General features: G+C 70.4%; 14 protein-coding genes. 5 read left to right on the forward strand and 9 right to left on the reverse strand.

All coding sequences use genetic code 11. The features are described 5' to 3' along the window. Positions 1 to 388 precede the first annotated feature (388 nt). Positions 389 to 1108, forward strand: a complete 720-nt coding sequence (locus ACFZBB_RS23595) for a chaplin family protein (protein ID WP_391125704.1) — start codon at positions 389 to 391, stop codon at positions 1106 to 1108. On the opposite strand, the gene ACFZBB_RS23600 is transcribed toward ACFZBB_RS23595, so the two are convergent. Further along, on the reverse strand, positions 1078 to 2007 hold the full coding sequence (locus ACFZBB_RS23600) for a YhjD/YihY/BrkB family envelope integrity protein (protein WP_391125707.1): 930 nt from the start codon (positions 2005 to 2007) through the stop codon (positions 1078 to 1080). The two genes, ACFZBB_RS23595 and ACFZBB_RS23600, sit on opposite strands and share 31 nt — an antisense overlap. Positions 2008 to 2258: 251 nt before the next feature. On the opposite strand from ACFZBB_RS23600, the gene ACFZBB_RS23605 reads away from it, so the two are divergent. After that, positions 2259 to 3344, forward strand: a complete 1086-nt coding sequence (locus tag ACFZBB_RS23605) for an S-(hydroxymethyl)mycothiol dehydrogenase (protein WP_355347666.1) — start codon at positions 2259 to 2261, stop codon at positions 3342 to 3344. A gap of 85 nt (positions 3345 to 3429) precedes the next feature. Then, positions 3430 to 5196, forward strand: coding sequence for an ATP-binding cassette domain-containing protein (locus ACFZBB_RS23610; RefSeq protein ID WP_391125711.1), 1767 nt, complete (start codon positions 3430 to 3432; stop codon positions 5194 to 5196). Between the two features lie 91 nt (positions 5197 to 5287). Here the strand turns inward: ACFZBB_RS23610 and pgm are convergent, their stop codons facing one another. After that, positions 5288 to 6928 (reverse strand): phosphoglucomutase (alpha-D-glucose-1,6-bisphosphate-dependent), encoded by a 1641-nt coding sequence (pgm, locus tag ACFZBB_RS23615; protein WP_391125715.1) that lies wholly within the window; start codon positions 6926 to 6928, stop codon positions 5288 to 5290. Between the two features lie 221 nt (positions 6929 to 7149). On the opposite strand from pgm, the gene ACFZBB_RS23620 reads away from it, so the two are divergent. Beyond that, complete coding sequence (locus ACFZBB_RS23620; protein WP_391125718.1) at positions 7150 to 8688, forward strand: DHA2 family efflux MFS transporter permease subunit; 1539 nt, start codon at positions 7150 to 7152, stop codon at positions 8686 to 8688. Positions 8689 to 8737: 49 nt separating this feature from the next. On the opposite strand, the gene ACFZBB_RS23625 is transcribed toward ACFZBB_RS23620, so the two are convergent. From ACFZBB_RS23625 to ACFZBB_RS23655, 7 genes are all read right to left on the reverse strand, one after another. After that, positions 8738 to 9190, reverse strand: a complete 453-nt coding sequence (locus ACFZBB_RS23625; protein ID WP_391125721.1) for a MarR family transcriptional regulator — start codon at positions 9188 to 9190, stop codon at positions 8738 to 8740. Between the two features lie 29 nt (positions 9191 to 9219). Beyond that, complete coding sequence (locus ACFZBB_RS23630; RefSeq protein WP_391126279.1) at positions 9220 to 10917, reverse strand: MFS transporter; 1698 nt, start codon at positions 10915 to 10917, stop codon at positions 9220 to 9222. A 124-nt stretch (positions 10918 to 11041) separates the two neighbouring features. Further along, entirely contained in the window at positions 11042 to 11554 is a 513-nt protein-coding gene (locus ACFZBB_RS23635) for a DUF664 domain-containing protein (RefSeq protein WP_355347681.1), read from the reverse strand. A 254-nt stretch (positions 11555 to 11808) separates the two neighbouring features. Then, entirely contained in the window at positions 11809 to 13242 is a 1434-nt protein-coding gene (locus ACFZBB_RS23640) for a ricin-type beta-trefoil lectin domain protein (RefSeq protein ID WP_391125724.1), read from the reverse strand. A gap of 267 nt (positions 13243 to 13509) precedes the next feature. Beyond that, positions 13510 to 17793: a discoidin domain-containing protein gene (locus ACFZBB_RS23645; protein WP_391125727.1), complete on the reverse strand. Its 4284-nt coding sequence runs from the start codon at positions 17791 to 17793 to the stop codon at positions 13510 to 13512. Positions 17794 to 18166: 373 nt separating this feature from the next. Beyond that, complete coding sequence (locus tag ACFZBB_RS23650) at positions 18167 to 18538, reverse strand: anti-sigma factor antagonist (protein WP_391125730.1); 372 nt, start codon at positions 18536 to 18538, stop codon at positions 18167 to 18169. Positions 18539 to 18773: 235 nt separating this feature from the next. Beyond that, entirely contained in the window at positions 18774 to 19280 is a 507-nt protein-coding gene (locus ACFZBB_RS23655) for a MarR family transcriptional regulator (RefSeq protein WP_355347693.1), read from the reverse strand. A gap of 202 nt (positions 19281 to 19482) precedes the next feature. On the opposite strand from ACFZBB_RS23655, the gene ACFZBB_RS23660 reads away from it, so the two are divergent. Continuing rightward, positions 19483 to 20661: a SpoIIE family protein phosphatase gene (locus tag ACFZBB_RS23660; RefSeq protein WP_391125733.1), complete on the forward strand. Its 1179-nt coding sequence runs from the start codon at positions 19483 to 19485 to the stop codon at positions 20659 to 20661. The last annotated feature ends 2 nt before the right edge of the window (positions 20662 to 20663 follow it).

Raw genomic sequence — 20663 nt, forward strand, 5'->3', positions numbered from 1 at the left:
CCCGCCGCCCGCTGCCACTTGGCCCCCCCGCTGTCATGCCCCCGCCCCCCCCTCCCCGCGCCCGTTTCGGGGCCAGCACGCGGACCCCCACCCCCCCCCCCGGGGGGGGGCCCCCCCCCCGGGGGCCCCCCGCCGCTGTCGTGTCGGGATAATCCGTTACCACGTTCCATCGGCCGCTCATGGGTAATTCATAGGAATAGCGGAACCGATAGCCGGAATACCGGGAAAAGTGCTGGCCGCACGTCCTGTCCGCCCGTCAGGGACGGGGCCGCGACACGGTCACTCGTTGGGGTGATTTATCCGTCGGCCATGACCTGATCGGCCCTGAGCGCGTTGTCTCCGGTGCGGGCATGCAGCCCGTGAGGATTTCCGGAAGGCAGGAAAGCGTATGAACAGGGTTGCCCAGAAGGGACTCGTCACCGCCATGGTCGCCGGCGGTCTGTTGGCGGGCGCCGGGTATGCCCACGCCGATTCGGCCGCCCAGGGTGACACCACCGGATCGCCCGGTGTCCTGTCGGGCAATTCGGTGGAAGTGCCCGTCTCCATTCCGGTGAATGCATGCGGAAATACGATCAATGTGATCGGCTTGCTGAATCCGGTGACGGGCAACGCGTGCGCCAACACCTCGGCTCCGGCCGCCACGCACTCCTCCCCCGGCGCCAGGCCGGGACGGCACGCGGGCGCACCGGCCGACGAGCGCGCCGTCCCCGCCGGGACGAACTCGGGCTCGGGCGGCGGCGCACACGCGGCGGGCGGCACCCGTAACTCGCCCGGCCTGCTGTCGGGCAACAGCGTCCGGCTGCCGGTCGACGTGCCCGTCAACATCACCGGCAACAGCGTCAATGTCATCGGGATCGGCAACCCCTCCACGGGCAACACCTCGACGAACGGCTCGACTCCGCCGATCGTCAAGCCCACTCCGGTGCCGACCGCCCCGCCCGCCCCGGCCCACACTCCGGTGCCCGCGCCGCCGAACGTCGAGGACCCCGCAGCCCCGACGCTGGCGCACACCGGTGCGGACGGCCTGCCGTACACGGCCGGTGGCAGCGCCGCCCTGCTGCTCGGCGGCGTCGTGCTCTACCGCCGTTTCCGGCCCGGCCGCGGCTGAACCCGCAGCGCTCGCGGTGCGACGTCCGGGGCCGCTTCCGGCGTCTTCGACGCCGCCGGGGCCTCCGGCGGCGGCGCGGCCTTGCCGTCCAGCGCCCGCTGGGCGTTGAAGTGGGCGCCGACCAGCAGGGCCAGGTTGGAGAACCACAGCCACACCAGGAAGACCACGGTGCCGGCGAGCGGGCCGTAGAGCCGGTTGTACGTGCCCGCGCGGGCGGTGTACGCGGCGAATCCGACCGAGGTCAGCAGCCACAGCAGGACGGCGAGGGCGCCGCCGGGGGCCATCGCGCGCAGGCCGCGGGTGCCGCGTGGACCTGAGCGGAAGAGCACCAGGACCAGCGCGGCGGCCAGGACCAGCAGCAACGGCCAGCGCAACACCCGCCAGGCGGTGATCACGGGGGTGTTCATGTGCGGCAGCTCCCCTATCCGGTGGGCGACCTCGCCGCTGACCACCAGGCTGCTGGCGCTGCACACCAGCAGGACGAGCAGCGCCACCGAGGTGATCACGATGCGCGGGGCAGTGCGCCAGGCGGGGCGGTGGTCGGTCACCCGGTACATCGAGTGCAGGGCGCGCCGGAAGACGCTGGAGTAGCTGCACGCCGACCAGACGGCGCCCGCGCTGCCGATGATCACCAGGGAGAGGGTCGCGGACCGGTCGTCGGCCATGTCCTGGAGCGCGGAGGCGACGATCGGCCGGGACGCGGTCGGCAGCAGGGAGGTGACCTCGGAGGCCAGCTGATTCTCCGAGGCACCGCCCGCCAGGCCCAGCACCGACACGGTGACCAGCAGCGCGGGGAAGAGCGCGAGCACCGCGTAGTACGTGAGGGCCGCCGCCCGCTCCGTGGCGTCCTCCTCCCAGGCCGCCCCTATGGCGCGGCCGAGGGCCCGGATGGCGCGCAAGGTCGCGACGGTCTTCGGCAGCCGTCTTCTGTCAGCCGGCCGCGTGCCGCGGGCCGCGCTGTCCTCAGTGGTCAAAAGTGCCCCTCACAGCGTCGAGCGGTAGGCGACCTGTGGCCCGCAGTGACGTATGCCCGGTGCCGGTCCACCCATGTGCGCCTTTCCGGGTACTGCCCGCCGCGGGGTCGCGGCACCTATCGTCGGCAGCGAACAGCGGCCGAACGCTGGGCACACGACGAAGGGAAGGACCGGACATGGCACAGGAAGTCCGCGCAGTGATCGCACCGGGCAAGGGCGAGCCGGTACGGGTGGACACGGTGGTGGTGCCGGATCCGGGGCCGGGCGAGGCGGTGGTGCGGATCCAGGCGTGCGGGGTCTGCCACACCGACCTGCACTACCGGGAGGGCGCGATCAACGACGACTTCCCGTTCCTGCTCGGACACGAGGCCGCCGGCGTGGTCGAGACCGTCGGCGACGGCGTCACCGAGGTCGCGCCGGGCGACTTCGTGATCCTCAACTGGCGCGCCGTGTGCGGCCGGTGCCGCGCGTGTCTGCGCGGGCGCCCCTGGTACTGCTTCGACACCCACAACGCGAAGCAGAAGATGACGCTCAAGGACGGCACGGAGCTGTCGCCCGCGCTGGGCATCGGCGCCTTCGCGGAGAAGACGCTGGTCGCGGCCGGGCAGTGCACGAAGGTCGACCCGGCGGTGTCGGCGTCGGTGGCCGGGCTGCTCGGCTGCGGGGTGATGGCCGGGATCGGCGCGGCGCTCAACACCGGGAACGTGGGCCGCGGCGACTCGGTCGCGGTCATCGGCTGCGGCGGCGTCGGCGACGCGGCCGTGGTGGGATCGCGGCTGGCCGGCGCGGCCAGGATCATCGCCGTCGACATCGACGACCGCAAGCTCGCCACGGCGTCCGCGATGGGCGCCACGCACACCGTCAACTCCCGTGACCGCGACGCCGTGGAGGCGATCCGCGAGCTGACCGGCGGGAACGGCGCCGACGTCGTGATCGACGCGGTCGGCCGCCCGGAGACGTACAAGCAGGCGTTCTACGCGCGCGATCTGGCCGGGACGGTGGTCCTGGTGGGGGTGCCGAGTCCGGAGATGACCCTGGAACTGCCACTGTTGGACGTGTTCGGCCGCGGCGGCGCGCTGAAGTCGTCGTGGTACGGCGACTGCCTGCCGTCGCGGGACTTCCCGATGCTGATCGACCTGCATCTCCAGGGGCGCCTGGACCTGGGCGCGTTCGTCACGGAGACCATCGCGTTGGACGAGGTGGAGGCGGCGTTCGCGCGGATGTCCGAGGGCGACGTATTGCGTTCGGTCGTGGTGCTGTAGCGGCTCTAAGGTGAAGGCGGGCGCATGCGCGATGAGGCGCATGCGCGCACCTGTACTGCGAAGACGTCATTTCGAGGAGCCTTCAATGGCGCTGCCGCAAGGCACGCTCAGCCACCGCTACCGCGGCGAACACCCCGTCCGTACCCTCCTCTACCTCTTCGAACCCGACCGTCGCCGGGTCGGGTTCGCCGTACTCGCCTTTTTCGCCAAGCACACCCCCGTCTGGCTGCTGCCGCTCATCACGGCCAACGTGGTCGACGTCGTCGTGCAGCACCGGCCGATATCGGTGCTGTGGTGGAATTCGGCCGTCCTGCTGGTGATCCTCAGCCTCAACCTCCCGCTGCACCTGGCGTACGTGCGCTGCATGCAGGGCTCGATCCGCAGGACCGGTACCCGGCTGCGCACCGCGATCTGCCAGCGGATGCAGCAGCTCTCCATCGGCTACCACTCCCGTGTCAGCGCCGGTGTGCTCCAGGCCAAGGTGATCAGGGACGTCGAGACCATCGAGACGGCGGCGCAGCAGACCGCCGACAACGGTCTGGCCGCGATCGCCACCCTGAGCGGCGGCCTGGTGGTGATCGGCATCCAGGCGCCCGCCTTCCTGCCGGTCTATCTGATCGTGGTGCCCGCCTCCGCGATGCTGGTGGTGCGGCTGCGCCGCCGGTTGCGGCACGACAACGAGTCCTTCCGCCAGCAGGTGGAGCAACTGTCCTCGCGGGTCAGCGAGATGACGACCCTGATCCCCATCACCCGTGCGCACGGCCTGGAGAACACCGCGCTGCACCGGGTGGACCGCACGCTGGGCGAGGTGCTGCACGCGGGGCTGCGGCTCGACCGGCTCAACGGCTGGTTCGGCTCGCTGGCCTGGATCCTGCTCAACGCGATCGGTGTGGCCTGCCTGGCGGGCTCGGCGCTGGTCGCCTACTACGGCTGGCTGAACGTTTCGGCGGGCACCGTGGTGATGCTCAGCGCGTACTTCTCCAGCCTCACCGGGTCGGTGACCACGCTGCTGACGCTGACCCCGCAGATCGGCAAGGGCCTGGAGTCGGTCCGCTCGATCGGCGAGGTGCTCCAGGCGCCCGACCTGGAGCAGAACGACGGCAAGGCCGAAGTGAAGGGCGTGGTCGGGCACTTCGAGTTCCGCGGGGTCGGCCACACCTATCCCGAGAGCGACCGGCCCTCGCTGGTCGACTTCGATCTGGACGTGCGGCCGGGCGAGACGGTCGCCCTGGTGGGCGGTTCCGGCGCGGGCAAGTCGACCGTGCTCAATCTGGTGATCGGCTTCCTGCGGCCGACGCGGGGGCGGATCCTGCTCGACGGCGTCGACATGGAGGATCTGGACCTGCGCGACTACCGGACCTGGCTGTCGGTGGTGCCGCAGGACTCGATCCTGTTCGAGGGCACCGTCCGCGACAACGTCACCTACGGCATGACCGATGTGCCGGAGGAGAGGGTCAGGGCGGCGCTGCGGGACGCCAACGCGCTGGAGTTCATCGACCGGATGACCCACGGTCTCGACACCGTCGTCGGTGAGCGGGGCGCCCGGCTCTCCGGCGGTCAGAAGCAGCGACTGGCCATCGCCCGCGCGCTGATCCGCGACCCGCGCGTGCTGGTCCTGGACGAGGCGACGTCCGCGCTCGACTCCCGCTCGGAGGCGCTGGTCCAGCAGGCGCTGACCCGGCTGGTGCGCGGCCGTACGGTCTTCGTGGTGGCCCACCGGCTGTCCACGATCCGCAACGCCGACCGTATCGTCGTCCTGGACGAGGGCCGTATCGCGGAAGTCGGGCCGCACGCCGAGCTGGTGCGCGGCGGCGGCGCGTACGCGGGTCTCCAGGCCGCCCAACTGGCCTGAGCCGCCCGCGCGTCGAAGGACCTGTCGTCCCTCACCCGACGGAGCGGAGCACGCGCTCCGGGGTCTCTCCGTCGGGTGGAGGGCGCGGCGGTCAGCCGTTCAGGGCACGGGCGACGATGGCCTGTGCCTCCTCCTGGACGGTGGCGAGGTGGTCGTCGCCGAGGAAGGACTCGGCGTAGACCTTGTAGACGTCCTCCGTCCCCGAAGGCCGCGCGGCGAACCAGGCGTTGTCGGTGCTGACCTTGATGCCGCCCAGGGCGGCGTTGTTGCCGGGGGCGTGGGTGAGCACGGAGGTGACGGGGTCTCCCGCGAGTTCGGCGGCGGGCACCTGCTTGGGCGAGAGCTCGGCGAGTACGGCCTTCTCCTCGCGGGTCGCGGGCGCGTCGATCCGCGCGTATGAGGGGGCGCCGAAGCGCTCCGTGAGGTCCGCGTAGTGCTCGGACGGTGTGCGGCCGGTGACGGCGGTGATCTCGGCGGCCAGCAGTGCCAGCAGGATGCCGTCCTTGTCGGTGGTCCACACCGAGCCGTCGCGCCGCAGGAAGGACGCGCCCGCCGACTCCTCGCCGCCGAAGGCCAGGGTGCCGCCGAGCAGCCCGTCCACGAACCACTTGAAGCCGACCGGGACTTCGGTCAGCGGACGGCCGAGGTCGGCCACCACCTTGTCGATCATCGAGGACGACACCAGCGTCTTGCCGATCGCCAGGTCGGGCCGCCACTGCTCGCGGTGCCGCGACAGGTAGGAGATGGCGACGGCCAGGTAGTGGTTGGGGTTCATCAGGCCGCCGTCGGGCGTGACGATGCCGTGCCGGTCGGCGTCCGCGTCGTTGCCGGTGGCGATGCGGTACTCGTCCTTGCGGGCGATCAGCGACGCCATCGCGTACGGCGACGAGCAGTCCATCCGGATCTTGCCGTCCCAGTCGAGCGTCATGAAGCGCCAGGTGGGGTCGGCGACCGGGTTCACCACGGTCAGGTCGAGGCCGTGCCATTCGGCGATCCGGCCCCAGTACTGGACCGACGCGCCGCCCAGCGGGTCCGCGCCGATCGTGACGCCCTCGCGCCGTACGGTCTCCAGGTCGAGCACCGACGGCAGGTCGTCCACGTAGTGGCCGAGGAAGTCGTAGCGCCCGGTGGTGTCGGCGGCGAGCGCCCGGGTGTACGGGATGCGTCGTACGCCCTTGAGGCCGTCGGCGATCAGCTCGTTGGCCCGGTCCTGGATCCAGCCGGTGGCGTCGGAGGCGGCGGGGCCGCCGCTCGGCGGGTTGTACTTGAAGCCGCCGTCCGCGGGCGGGTTGTGCGAGGGGGTGACGACCACGCCGTCGGCGAGGTGGGTGGTACGGCCCCTGTTGTACGACAGGATCGCGTGCGAGACGGCCGGGGTGGGCGTCCAGCCGTCGCTCTCGTCAATCAGCACCGAGACCTCGTTGGCGGCGAAGACCTCGAGCGCGGTGACCCGCGCGGGCTCGGACAGCGCGTGCGTGTCGGCGCCGAGGAAGAGCGGTCCCGTGGTGCCCTGCGCGGTGCGGTAGTCGCAGATCGCCTGGCTGGTGGCGGCGATGTGGTCCTCGTTGAACGCGGTGTTCAGCGACGAGCCGCGGTGCCCCGAGGTGCCGAACGCCACCCGCTGGCCGGTCTCGCCGGGGTCCGGGTGCAGCGCGTAGTAGGCCGTGATCAGGCGGGGTACGTCCACCAGGTCGTCCGGCCGTGCCGGTGTTCCGGCGCGCTCGTGCGGCATCCGCGTCTCCTTCGCTGCGTCATCGGTCGGGCCTGCCCTGACCATTCTTACCCCCGATGCGCGCCGGTGATCAGCGGGCGCGGTCGCGGCCGCGTGGCGGGCACGGTCGGGGATGAGCGGCGGGCGCGGTCGCGGGTGCGCGGCGGCGCGGTTCTCACGGCAGACGCGGCGCGGGGCCGCGACACTCACGCCTCGGCTCCCGGCGCTCTATGGTGACGGTCATGAGTAATCCGGAGCCGCCCGCCGAGGGTGTGCGGCTCTCCTCGGCGACCGGGCGCTGGGTGCTGGCCTGCTCGGTGCTCGGCTCGGGCATGGCGATGCTGGACGGCACCATCGTCAACATCGCGCTCCCCCGGATCGGGGAGGGCCTCGGCGCGACCCTGGCGGCGCTCCAGTGGACCGTCAACGGCTATCTGCTGACCCTGGCCGGGCTGATCCTGCTCGGCGGCGGCCTCGGGGACCGGTACGGGCGCAGGAAGGTCTTCGTCATCGGCGTCGTCTGGTTCGCGCTGGCGTCCGCGCTGTGCGGCGCGGCGCCCAACAGCGGCGTGCTGATCGCGGCGCGGGCGCTCCAGGGCGTGGGCGGGGCGCTGCTGACGCCCGGTTCGCTCGCCCTGGTGCAGTCCACGTACCGCCCGCAGGACCGGGCGAAGGCGGTCGGCGCCTGGTCGGGCCTCGGCGGCGTGGCGGGCGCGATCGGCCCGTTCCTCGGCGGCTATCTGGTGGACGGTCCCGGCTGGCGGTGGATCTTCCTGATCAATCTGCCGCTGGCGGCGGTCGTGGTGGCCATCGCCGTCCGGCACGTGCCGGAGAGCCGCGACCGTACGGCGAGCGGGAGCTTCGACATCCTGGGCGCCGTACTGGCCGCGCTCTGCCTCGCGGGCGTCACCTACGCGCTGATCAGCGCGTCCGGCCACCCCTCCCCCGTCGCGGTCGCCGTGCCCGCGGCGGCGGGTCTGGCGTGCGGCTGGGCCTTCCTGCGCACCGAGCGGCGCCGCCCGTCCCCGATGCTGCCGCTGTCGGTCTTCTCCTCGAAGCTGTTCACCTCGATGAATCTGGTGACGCTGTGTCTGTACGCGGCCATCGGCGGGGTGTTCTTCGTGCTGCCGGTGCAGCTCCAGATCGCCGCCGGGTACAGCGCGCTGCGCGCCGGTCTCGCGACGCTGCCGGTGACCGTCCTGATGCTGCTGCTCTCGGCGCCCGCGGGCGCGCTCGCCCAGCGGATCGGGCCGCGCTGGCCGCTGACGGTCGGTCCGCTGGTCACCGCGTGCGGCCTGCTGCTGCTCACCCGCGTGTCGCCGGACACCTCCTCGTACGTCGTCGACGTGCTGCCCGCCGTCGTCGTCCAGGGGCTCGGCATGTGCCTGTTCGTGGCGCCGCTCACGGCGACCGTGCTGGCCTCGGTGGAGGTCGACCACGCGGGGGTGGCCAGCGGGGTGAACAACGCGGCGGCCCGCGTGGCGCAACTGCTGATCGTCGCGGCCCTCCCCCTGGCCGTCGGCCTGTCGGACCACGCCTACCGGTCGCCGCACGCGGTGAACTCGGCGTTCGGGAAGGCGATGCTGATCTGTGCGGGCCTGTGCGCCGTCGCCGCGCTGCTGGCCGCGGTGCTGGTGCCGTCGGGTGCGCTGCGCGAGGACGAGGCGAAGGGGCCGGTCGCGCAGCCGCAGTGCGCGCCGCACTGCGGCGTGCTGGCGCCCCCGGTCGAGCCGGGCCGGCCGGAGCGGCCGCCGCCCGGACAGCCGGAGCAGCCGGCCTGAGGGACGGGGGCAGCCGAGGGGCCACACCGTCAGGGCCAGACCGCCGGGGTCAGTCCGTCGGGGTCCGTTCGGTGAGGAGCAGTTCCAGGACGGGGAGCGCCGCGTCCAGCGTCGCGCGCTGCTCGTCGGTGAGCCACGCCATCCTCCGGGCGAGCAGTGCCGCCCGCTCACGGCGGATGCGCTCCAGCAGGGCGCGCCCTTCCGGGGTGATGCTGACGAGCCAGGAGCGCCCGTCGGAGGGGTCGGCCTCCTTGCCGATCAGCCCGGCCTCCGACAGCGGCCTGACCGTACGGGTCAGGGAGGGGGCGGCGACCTGTTCGCGGGCGGCGAGTTCGCCGAGCCGGATGGGGCCGAACTGCCCGATCCTGGCGAGCGCGGAGAGCTGCGCGTACGTCAGGTTGAGGTCGTCGGCGGACGCCTGGGCGAGCTGGCGGTAGAGCCGGGCCACGATCAGCGCGACCGCGGCCGGAGTGGCGCCCCCGCGCCCGTCGGTGTGGTCCATGGCGGGGGGCGCCTCCTCGGTCGGGTCGGTTACTCCTGCGGGGCGCTGGCCGCGCGGACGGCGCGGCTGCGGATCAGTGACGCGCCCGCCGCGACCAAGGACATCACGATGGCCAGTGCGAACACCACCACGAGGCCGTCGTGGAACGGCCCGGAAATCAGGTGCGGGAAGAATTCACGGCCGGTGAGCGTGTGCTGGTTGGCCGTCGGGAGCTTGCCGAGCAGATCGGGGCCGAGCAGGTGCTGGATCGGGTTGTAGCCGAGGAAGGCCGCGAAGAGCGTGCCGACCGGCGGCAGATTGGCGATGTCGTGCGCGTTGGCCCCGGGCACGCCCTGGGCGACCAGGCCGCTGCTGAGGGTGCCGGGCAGCGAGCGGGCGAGTCCGGCGACCATGAGCGAGAAGAACACGCCGATGGAGAGCACCATGCCCGCGTTCTGGAAGGTGGCGCGCATACCGGAGGCGGCGCCGCGGGCCTCGGCGGGCACGCTCGCCATGATGATCGAGGTGTTCGGCGCCGCGAACAGACCGCCGCCGACCCCGTTGAGGAAGATCAGGAACGCGAAGGCCAGATAGCTGAAGTCGGTGGGGAGCAGCAGCAGTCCCGCGAAGGACGCGGCCATCACCACGAATCCGGCGGCGGCGAAGAGCCTGGCGCCGTACCGGTCGGAGAAGTAGCCCGCGATGGGTCCGGAGACCAGGAATCCGACGGTGAGCGGCAGCAGGAAGATACCGGCCCACAGCGGGGTGTCGACGTAGTCGTAGCCGTGCAGGGGCAGCCAGATGCCCTGGAGCCAGATGATCAGCATGAACTGGAGGCCGCCGCGGGCGATGGAGCCGAGCAGGGTGGCCGCGTTGCCGCCCGCGAAGGCCACGTTGCGGAACAGGCCGAGCGGGAACATCGGCTCGCGCACCTTGGCCTCGACGAGGCAGAAGACGGCGAGCGTCGCGACGCCGCCGATCAGGCCCGCGAGCACCCAGGGGTTGGTCCAGCCCATGGTGTGGCCGCCGTAGGGCTGGATGCCGTAGGTGATGCCCGCCAGCAGCGCGGTCAGGCCGACGGCGAAGGTGACGTTGCCCCACCAGTCGACTCTGGCCTTGCGGCGGATGCCGGTCTCGTGGAGCGAGCGGTAGGCCCAGACGGTGCCGATCAGGCCGATCGGGACGTTGACCCAGAAGATCGAGCGCCAGTCCCACTCGGAGAGCAGGCCGCCGAGGACCAGGCCGATGAAGGATCCGGCGATGCCCGCGACCATGTTCACGCCGAGCGCCATGCCGCGCTGGCGGGCCGGGAAGGCGTCGGTGATGATCGCGGCCGAGTTGGCCATCAGCATCGAGCCGCCGACGGCCTGGGCGACGCGCCAGCCGATCAGCCAGAGCGCGCCGCCGCCGCCCTGCATCGGGTCCAGGGAGAGGATCACCGAGGTGACGGTGAAGATCAGGAAGCCGGAGTTGTAGATCTTGACGCGGCCGAGGATGTCCCCGAGCCGGCCGAGGGTGACCACGAGGACCGCCGTGACCAGCATGTATCCCATCAGCATCCAGAGCAGATAGCTGACGTTGCCGGGCTGGAGGGGGTCGAGGTGGATACCGGTGAAGATCGCGGGGAGCGAGATCAGCACGATCGAGGAGTTGATCGTGGCGATCAGCATGCCGAGCGTGGTGTTCGACAGTGCGACCCACTTGTAGCGCGGATGGTCGGCCGCTATGCGCGGTGGCCTCCGTTGTATTCGTGCCGCCGGCTCTTCGGCCGTCTTCTCGCTCGCCAACCCTCACACCCCACCGGTCGCGCAGGTACTTAACTTAGGTTAAGTAACTCTACCACCGAAGGGTGAACGGCCGACGCCGACACCGTCACCGCCTGCGCATCAGCAGCCCCCGCAGATACGCCGCCTGCCCGGCGTGCTGGAGGTCGTCGGAGACGACGCTGATCAGGCGTACGCCCAGGGTCACCGGCGGATTCCAGCGCTTGTCCACGACGCGGTCGAGGTCGTCGTCGGTCAGCTCCCGCACATGGCGGACGGTGTTCTCGTATACGGCGTCGTGGTAGCCGGTGAGCAGGTCGGCGGAGCTCACCCGGACGGCCGCGACGTCGTCCGGGCCGTCGCCGTAGCCGATCGCCCCGGCGGGGAAGGGCAGGTCGAAGCGGGCGTCCCAGCCTTGCGCGGTCCAGGCCTGTTCGGTGCCCGCGACCTCGGCGACATGGTCGTCCTGGACGCGGGTCAGGTGCCAGATCAGCCAGCCGACGCTGTTGGCGCCCTCGTCCACGCGGAAGGCCAGCTCTTCGGGGGTGAGGCCGTCCACGGCGTCGTGGACCACTTCCTGGATCCGGCCGAAGGCGTCGGCCAGCAGTTCCGTGCTGTTCATCGGGGCTCCTCGTGAAGGATCGACAGCGGGCCACCGATGACAAGCGGCGGCGCCCCCTACTCCTTCCCGCCCCGTGCACATACTCCGCAATAACTCCGCATCACAGTTTTTTTACGTATCCACGTCGATTGTTTGCGACGAGGTCCGTAAGATCACTGCGGTACAGCGCACCGGTCCCGGGCGGGTGACATCGTCCCCGCCCGGGACCGGTCGATTCGCCTGTCCGCTCAGCTAGCGCTCAGCGGACGCGCGGGTCACGAAGGCAGCGTCCACTGCTGGTTCGCGCCGCCCGCGCAGGTCCAGATCTGGAGCCGAGTGCCGTTGGCGGAGCTGGGCCCGGTCGCGTCCAGGCACTTGCCCGAGCCGGTGTTGACCAGGGTGCTGCCGCTGCGGGTCCACTTCTGGGCGGCCGTGCCGTTGCAGTCGTAGAGCTGCACCAGGCTGCCGTTGGCGGTGCCCGCCGCGGCCACGTCCATGCACTTGCCGAGGGCCTGGAGCGAGTTGTCGCTGCCGACCGTCCAGTTCTGCGCGGTGGTGCCGTTGCAGTCGTAGAGCTGGACCGCCGCGCCGTTGGCGCTGCTCGCGGAGGCCACGTCCACGCACTTGTTGGCGTAACCGGACCGGATCGGCCCGGTGGCGCCGCCGGTGGGCGGCGGAGTGGTGCCGCCGCCGGTGATGGCGTTGAAGATGCTGGAGAACTGGTACTGCGACTGGGGTGTGCCGCTGCACGAGTCCGACAACTGGCCGTTGGTGGCGCACGCCTTGTCACGGCCGAGCGACCAGAAGGACAGCTCCTGGATGCCGTTGTTCTTCGCGAAGGTCTCCAGCGACTGCGCGTTGGCGGTCGAGAAGACCTCGTTGGTCGAGTCGTTCACCCCGATCATGGGGGTGTTGCCCTCCATCGCCCAGAGCTGCGCGGAGGTCTTGGTGTTCCAGATCGCGCCGAGCTGGTTGTGCAGCGCGGTGGCCGCGCTGATGGCCGCCTGGCCCATGTCCATCGACGGCCCGTAGTCCATCGTCATGATGTTGACGAGGTTGACGTTGAGGCCGTTGCTCTTGGCGTTGTTCAGCAGGCTGAGCGAGTTGGACTCCAGGCCCGTGGGGTTGACCGGGAGCGTGTAGTCGATGTCGAGCTTCTTGCCGGCCGCCGCGTACTCCTGCTGGAGCTGCGCGAGGGCCTGGTTGCGCCGGTCGTTGGCGGTGGTGTTGTCGAGCGCGCCGCCCTCGATGTCGAAGTCGAGGCGGGTCAGGTTGAGTCCGTCGATCACGCGCTTGTACTGGGTCTTGAGCGCGGCGACCGACGTACAGGAGATGCCGATCTCGGTGCCGCCCGCGCCACCGAAGGAGGCGATGACATCGCCTCCGCCGGACCGCAGGGTGTTGATGGCCGACGTCCAGCTCGCGTCGGTGACCGAGGTACTGCCGTTGAAGGTGGCGTTGCAGCCGCCGCCGTCGATGACGAACGCGAGGGTGAAGTACTTCAGCCCGGTGGCGTTCTTCACCGCCGCCAGCGCCGACGGGGAGTTCCAGACCTCGGCGTAGGGCGCCGCGTACTGCGCGGGGAAGCCGGGGCCCGGATTGGCCGCGGCCTGCGCCGGAGCGCCCGCGGCCAGCAGCAGTCCCGCCGCGAGTGCGGGGACGGCGGCGAGTGCGGTCAGCGCCTTGAGCCGAATGCGCGGTCTGTTCATGGGGGGAGACCTTCCGGTAGCGGACAGCCGGACCCGCGCACCCGGATCGGTTCTGATCCGTGAACGGCGGACTCCGACATGACTGAGGGCGCATCGGCGAAGGTAGGACTAGACCAATGCCACGTCAAGCCCTCACGTTCACCAACTGAAGACAACCGCACGCCTGTTGCTCTCCAACCCCACCCGTGAACGCATGCGGGAGGTGCCCGCGTTCGGGAGCCGAACGCGGACACCTCCCAGCTGACGGCCGCTCCTCAGCGGCTGCTCTTAGTTGTTGACCTTGATGGTGAAGGTCGAGGTGGTGTTCTTGATGTCCTGGAAGTTGTCGCTCAGGTGCAGACCGTTGAAGGTGACGGAACCAACGGCCGGTCCCTGACCGGCCTCCGGCAGCTCATTGGCCCACAGACCGAATCCCGACTTGGCGTCGTACGCGTCACCGCTCTTGTGGGCACCGGTGATCGAGATGTTGGTCAAGATGGTGTCCGTGATCGGGAACTGCGGCTGACCGCCCACGTAGTTGGTCTGGAACATGATGCCGCTGTACGTCGGATCGGTGATGTCCACATCGCTGATGCGGATTCCCTGGAACACCTTCGAGGCCGAGAACAGCCAGATGGCGGGGAAGGTCTGGCCGTTCCAGAAGTGACCGCCCGTTCTGGCGAGCGACACGTTCTGGATGTTGGTCGGCACGGTTCCGAAGCCGTTCATCGCGTAACCGAAGTCCAGCGAACTGACGGTGATTCCGGAGTAGACCAGGGTGTCCGCGATGTAGATGTTCCGGAAGGTGTTGTTGTATCCGCCGTACACCGCGACGCCCGCCGCGCGCCAGGTCAGCAGCGACGTCAGGTTCTCGAACACGTTGTTCTTCTCGTCCGCGCCGCCGGCGTCGATGGCGGAGAACAGCGCGAAGCTGTCGTCACCGGTCGCCCGCGACTCGTTGTTGAAGACGTGGTTGTCCGTGGAGCCGTTCGTCATGTTGACGCCGTCGGCGAACGTGTCACGGATACGGGAGTTGCTGATCACCATGTTGTCGGTGTTGGCACCCCAGTACATGCAGACCGTGTGCTCGACCCAGATGTTGTCGATGGTCATGTTGGCCACGTTGGAGAGGTCGAAGACCTTTCCGGGACCGTCGATGCGCGAGGTGTAGTTGCCGAAGAACGCGAATCCGGAGAACGTCGTCCCGTTGGCGGTGGCGTCCGCGCGGAATCCGGCGTCGGTGTTCGACTGGTCGGCCGGAGTGCGGAACCGGGTGAACCACGGACCGGCGCCGATCACCTTGATCGACCGGCCGTAGACCTGGAACTTCTGGGCGGTCGAGTAGTCACCGGTCGGCAGGTAGACGCCGAGCTTGGTGGTGTCCTGTCGCGCCGCGTCCAGGGCGTTCTGCACGTCCTGCTGGGTGAAGCCGGCCGGCACGACGTACTTCGTCGGGTCCGGGTTCGGGATCACCGTGGCCTGCTCGGTGTTGATGAAGTCGATCGCGTACGTGCTGGTGTTCGCGGCGTCCTTCTGGAGCTTGATCGTGCTGCCCGCCGGGACGGTCGTCCCGAGCAGCAGGTTGGCCTCGTCGTAGATGTGACGGGGGCCGCCCGCACCCGGGCTGTTGCCGGGGCCGGTCTCGTTGCCGTACAGCCAGGCGTACTTGGACGTCAGGTCGATGGCCTTGAGGAACGTGCCGTTGACGTAGACGTTCAGGTTGGAGTTGATGCCGTCGCCGCCCGCGGCGTCCGGGATGGAGTAGCGGACCACCAGCGTGTTGGTGCTGGCGCGGGTGGTGAAGGACACCGACTGCCCGGTGGAGTTGAGCGTCACCGCCTTGCGGCCGGACGCCTCGCCCGCGATGTCGCCGACGGTCCGGTTGGGACCGACGACCTGGGCGCCGCCGCCGAGCACGCCGTCCTCGGCCTCGTACGAGTCGTACGGCATGTTGGCGCCGCGACCGACGAAGAAGGACAGGGTGCTGGTGTTGTTGGCCTGCTTGGTCGCCACCTCGTTGGCGTCGACGGCGATCACCGTCTTCACGGTGTACTTGCCGTTGACCGCGGTCCAGCTACCCAGGTTGATCGGGCTGGTGGTCGCTCCGGCCGCGATGGCGCCGCTGTAGGAGCCGGTCAGCGTCTTGATGACACTGCCGGTGGTGGCGTCGGCCAGGGTGAGCGTGACGTTGTGCGCGCCGCTCGCCGAGGCCACGGTGCCCTGGTTCTTGATGGCCACCGAGAAGTTGACGTTGTTGCCCGCCGACGGGTTGCCCGGCGACCAGGCGACCGGCGAGGCCACCAGGTCGGAGGTGTCGACCGGCTTGACCACCAGGGCGGTGGGGTTGGTGTAGCTGTTGTTGGTCTCGTTCTGCTCGACGACCTTGTTGGACTCGTCGACCTTGGCGGTGAGCTGGTAGCTGCCCGCGTCCTTGGCGCCGATGTTGGCGGTCACGACGCTGCTCGCGCCCGCGGCCAGCGCGCCGACGGTGCCGGTGCCGACCTTGGTGGTGCCGAGGTAGAAGTTGACGTCGGTGGAGGCCGCCGCATCGGTGCCGATGTTCTTCACCGTCGCGCTGAGCGTGATCGGGTCGGTCTCGATCGGCGAGGCGGGCGAGGCCGTCAGGGCGCTGACGGTCAGATCGGGGTTGGGCCCCGGTACGCCGATGACCTGGAACTCGGCCGCCTGGCCGCCGCCCGCACCGGTGTTGGAGCTGAAGGTGAGGCGCACGTCGGCGACCCGGCCGGAGACCGGGATCGTCACCGAGTTGCCGGTGGACGGGCTGAAGTTGTACGCGGTCGCGGGCGAGAGCTGGGTGAACGTGCTCGCGCTCTGCTCCCGGCCGGAGACCGCGATGGTCTGGGTCCGGTTGCCCCACGAGGCGTCGGGGTTGAGCTTGACCACCACGGAGCTGGTGTCCACGTTGGAGCCCAGCGAGACGGTCAGGGTGCTGGTGCCGCTGCCTTCCCAGTACGTCGACAGGCTGTCGTCGTTGGCGTTGGCGGCGACGAAGTTCTGCACGGTGGCGGACGCGACGATCGGCTTGCCGACCGCCAGGTTCGTCCCGCCGACGCTGGTGCCGTTGCGGGTCACCGTGTTGCTGTTCGCCGACTCGTTCCCGGCCGCGTCCTTGGCCCGTACGAAGTACGAGACGGTCGCGGTGTCGGGCTGGCTGTCGGTGTAGGTCAGCACGTTGGCCGCGGTGGTGGCGATCTGGCTGCCGTTGCGGAAGACCTCGTAGCCGGTGACACCGACGTTGTCGCTCGACGCCGTCCAGGTCAGCTTGATCTGGCCGGAGGCGGGCTGGGCGTACGCCAGGCTGCCCGGTGCGGTCGGCGCCTGCGTGTCACCCGAGGTGCCGGTGCGCGTCACGGTGTTGCTGTGCGCCGACTGGTTGCCCGCAGCGTCCTTGGCGACCACGTAGTACGCCACGGTCGCGGTGTCGGGCTGGCTGTCGGTGTACGTCAGCACGTTCCCGGCCACCGAGGTACGCAGCGCGCCGTTGGCGTACACGTCGTAGCCGGTGACGCCCGTGTCGTCGGTGGAGGCGCTCCAGGTCAGCTTGACCTGGCCGGACGCGGGCTGGGTGTACGCCAGGTTGGCGGGCGCGGTCGGCGCGGTGGTGTCACCGGTCGTCGGCCCGTACACCTCGAACTCGGATATCTGGCCCGCGGGCCAGCCGGTGTTGCCGGTGATGTTCAGCCGGACGTACCGGGTCGTCGTCGAGTTGAAGTTGATGGTCACCGTGTTGGCCGACGACGGGTTGAAGGAGTAACCCGCCGAGGCGACGATGTCGGTGAACGTGGTGCCGTTGGTGCTGCCCTGGACGGCCAGGGTCTGCGTGCGGGTCGCCCAGCTCGTGGCCGGCGGCAGCTTCAGCACGACCTGGTTGACCGCCACCGCGGAGCCGAGGTCGACCCGGAGCCACTGCGGGAAGGCGTTGTTGGAGCTCTCCCAGTACGAATTCGCGTCGCCGTCAACGGCGTTGCCCGAGCCGTAGACGTCCGCGTGGCTGGACTCCGCGGTCGGCTTGCCCTTGGCGAGGTTGACCGTCGAGGCCGCGGCGGCCTGCGCGGTGATCTCGGAGAGCTGGGCGGAGGACCCGGCGGAGTTCCCGGTCACCTCGGCGCGCACGTAGTGCGCCATGGAGGCCGGGAAGGAGATCTTGACGGTGTTGCCGGTCGACGGGCTGAAGGTGTACTTCGCCGAGCCGACCAGGGTGTTGAAGGTCTCCCCGTCCTCGCTCGCCTGGATCGAGAGCGTCTCCGACCTGGACTTCCACCCCGAGGGCACCTTGAGCCGCACCTGGTCGATGCGGGTGGTGCGGCCCAGGTCGATCTGCGCCCACTGCGGCAGGGACTTGCCCGAGCTCTGCCAGTAGGTGTTCTGGTCGCCGTCGTTGAGGTGGGCGGCGCTGTTCTTGCCGCTGGTGCTACTGACCGAGACCGCGCTGTCGGTCGCCGGACTCGGCTCTCCCGATGCCATGGCGGGAAGAGCGGACCCGCCCAGGAGCAGCAGGCTCGTCGCGGTCACCCCCGCCATCAGCCGTGGGATGGAGCGCTTCGTTCTCATAGCGTCCCTCTATGTCGTGTCCGGCGCTTCGTCGCGACCGGAGCGGTGGGAGGTTCAGGAGACGGACTATCCGAAACGTGCGGGTTGAGCATGTGAAGTTGCGCTCTTCCCATGCAGATCCATCGTTGTTCTGCGAGAAATTTGCGTTTGTGTTGGCAGAGTGTTACAGACGCGCTACGGCGGCGTCTACGCCTCGGAAGGCAACGATTCATGCCATGGCAAAGCCAGTTGGCGGACCTGCCGGTTTCCGGACATGCCTGAGCGCCCGCGCGTGGGCGGGTCGGGTGACAGTGGGTGCGCGTGAGAGCGGTCTCACGTCACAGCGGGTTCGCCCCCGTACTTCAGGGGAAGGCGCGCAGTGCGGCGCCGAGCGTTACGCGCGGTCGTCGGAGCCGGCCAGCGCCTCTTCGACGGAGTCACGGACGGCCAGCACCATCGGCAGTCCGACCAGGCCGAAAAGCCGGGCGACGAAGGGAGAGGGAGCGGCGATCCACAGGCGGCCGGGGCCAAGATCGACATCGGCCCGCAGCAACTCGTTCACCGTGGAGGAGTCACAGAAAGTGACCTGCGACAGATCGAGCACCACGCGGGGCGCGTCGTCGCGCCTGGCCGCGGCCAGCGCCGCCCGCAGCGGGTCCAGGGTCTCCAGGTCGAGCTCGCCGCGCAAGGCGAGGACCAGTGCGGTCCCGGCCCGGCGGACGGCCACCTCGACCGGTCTCCCGGCACCCTCTCCGCCACCGCTCACAGCGCTTCCTTCACTCTCTGCCGCACCGGCGGCCGTACGAGGCGTTCTGTCGCCCCCGTGCTGCCCGACATGCGCAGTCACGCGTGCCACCCTAGTAAGATCGTTGCCACTTGACAACAATATCCATCGGACAAGAGTCTGTGCCGACGCACACGTGTTCGTGTCGCGGCATGGGTGCGGGTCGGGATGCGAATGCGCGGGCGACAGCGCCCGGGGCGGGGAGCGGTGCGTGATGCTAGGCGGAGTCCGCCGCACGGCGTGCGGGGTCGGCGGTGGTCGCACCGGGTACGGCCGCACCGGCGGCGGCCCGGCGGAAGGCCGTCAGTCCCTCGGCGAGCGCCGCCAGCTCGTCCGGCGCCATCCGGCCCAGCACGGCCTTCACCTCGCGGGCCCTGAAGTCGCGGAATTCGGCGAGTGCCGCGTGCCCGCGCCGGGTCAGCCGCAGTTCCACCTCGCGGCGGCTGGTCGGGCTCGTCTGCCGGTCCACCAGACCGACCGCCTCCAGCCGGTCGCAGAGCCTGCTCACCGAGGATGGCCGCGATCCCAGCGCGTCGCCCAGCGTCCGCAGATTGGCGCCCTCGTACTGTTCGATCGCGAACAGCGCCCGCACCTGCGACGGTGACAGGGGGCCGGACGGTGCGGCCTCCTGGCCTCTCCCCCACAGGACCTCCAGCAGTTCCGACACAGCACTGGCTTCATGAGCGACCTGCTCATGGCGGTGAGGCGGAACGATGTGGGGCACCTGGCCACTGTGCCACTGACGACGGCCGTTTGTCAGCCCGCGCCTCCCCGCACGGGACCCCTGCCACCCGCCGCGCCCCACCTCTTCACCCCGTCCTCACCTCGGCCGCCGTCCCCGACCCCCTTCACCGCCACCGTCCGTCAGCACCGCTTCAGCCCCCCACCCGCCATCTCTCCCACCGACCGCAAAGGCTGTCCCGCCCGTGACGAACTTCCTGGCCGTAGAACGCGCTCTGCGCTCCGCGGCTCCCTACGCTCTGCTGGACACCGCGCGCACCGCGCTGGCCGAGCACTACGGCACGGTCTCGGCCGACCTGCTGCTGGCCGACTACAGCACGACGGCGCTCCAGTCGGTCGACATCTCGGCGCCCGCCAGGCTCTCGCTGCCGGTGCACAACACCCCGCAGGGCAGGGCGTTCGGCAGCCAGCAGCCGGTGGAGCAGCGTGCGGGGCGGGACGGCGAGGTCACCGTGCATCTGCCGGTCACCGTGCGCGGCGACCGGCTGGGCATCCTCACGGTCGTGCTGCCCGCCGACCGGCACGCCGTGCAGGGCGTCGGCGAGCTGGCCGAGGTGGCGGAGCTGCTCGGACGCGAACTGGTGGTCGCCGAGCGGGACACCGACCACTATCTGATCGCCCGCAGGGCCTCCCGCCTCACCCTGGCGGCCGAGATGCAGTGGGAGCTGCTGCCGGGCCGCGCCTTCGCCCGGCCCGAGTACGCGCTCGGCGCCCAACTGGAGCCCGCCTACGCCATCCACGGCGACAACTTCGACTGGTCGGCCAGCCCGGACACCCTGACCCTGGCCATCACCAACGGCATGGGCGCGGGCATCGACGCCTCGCTGCTGACCAGCCTGGCCGTCAACGCGCTGCGCAACGCGCGCCGGGCGGGCATCGGCATCGCCGACCAGGCCGCGCTCGCCGACCAGGCGCTGTGGTCGCGCTACCGCGGCGCCGCCCACGTCGCCACGCTGCTGCTCTCCTTCGACGTGCCCAGCGGTGTCGTGCAGGTGGTGGACGCCGGGTCGCCGCGGCTGTGGCGGCAGCGCGGCAAGACCGTCGAGCGGGTGGAATTCGACGAACAGCTGCCGCTCGGGATGTTCGAGGAGACCCTCTACGTGGCCGAGGAGTTCCAGGTGCTGCCCGGCGACCGGCTGCTGTTCGCCAGCGACGGCGTCTACGCCACGTACTCCCCCGAGGGCGACGCGTACGGCGACCGGGCGCTGATCCGCGGCCTGTCGGCGACGAGTCTGCTGCCCGCCGCCGACGTGCCGGGCGCGGTGCTGCGCGAGCTGCCCGACTACCGGGGGCACGAAGCGGACGACGACGCGCTGGTGGTCTGCCTCGACTGGTTCGGCCCGCAGGAGGAGACCGGGGCCTGAGC

Origin of the sequence: Streptomyces sp. NPDC008139 (assembly GCF_042957025.1) — a bacterium.
In the GTDB taxonomy this organism is placed as follows: domain Bacteria; phylum Actinomycetota; class Actinomycetes; order Streptomycetales; family Streptomycetaceae; genus Actinacidiphila.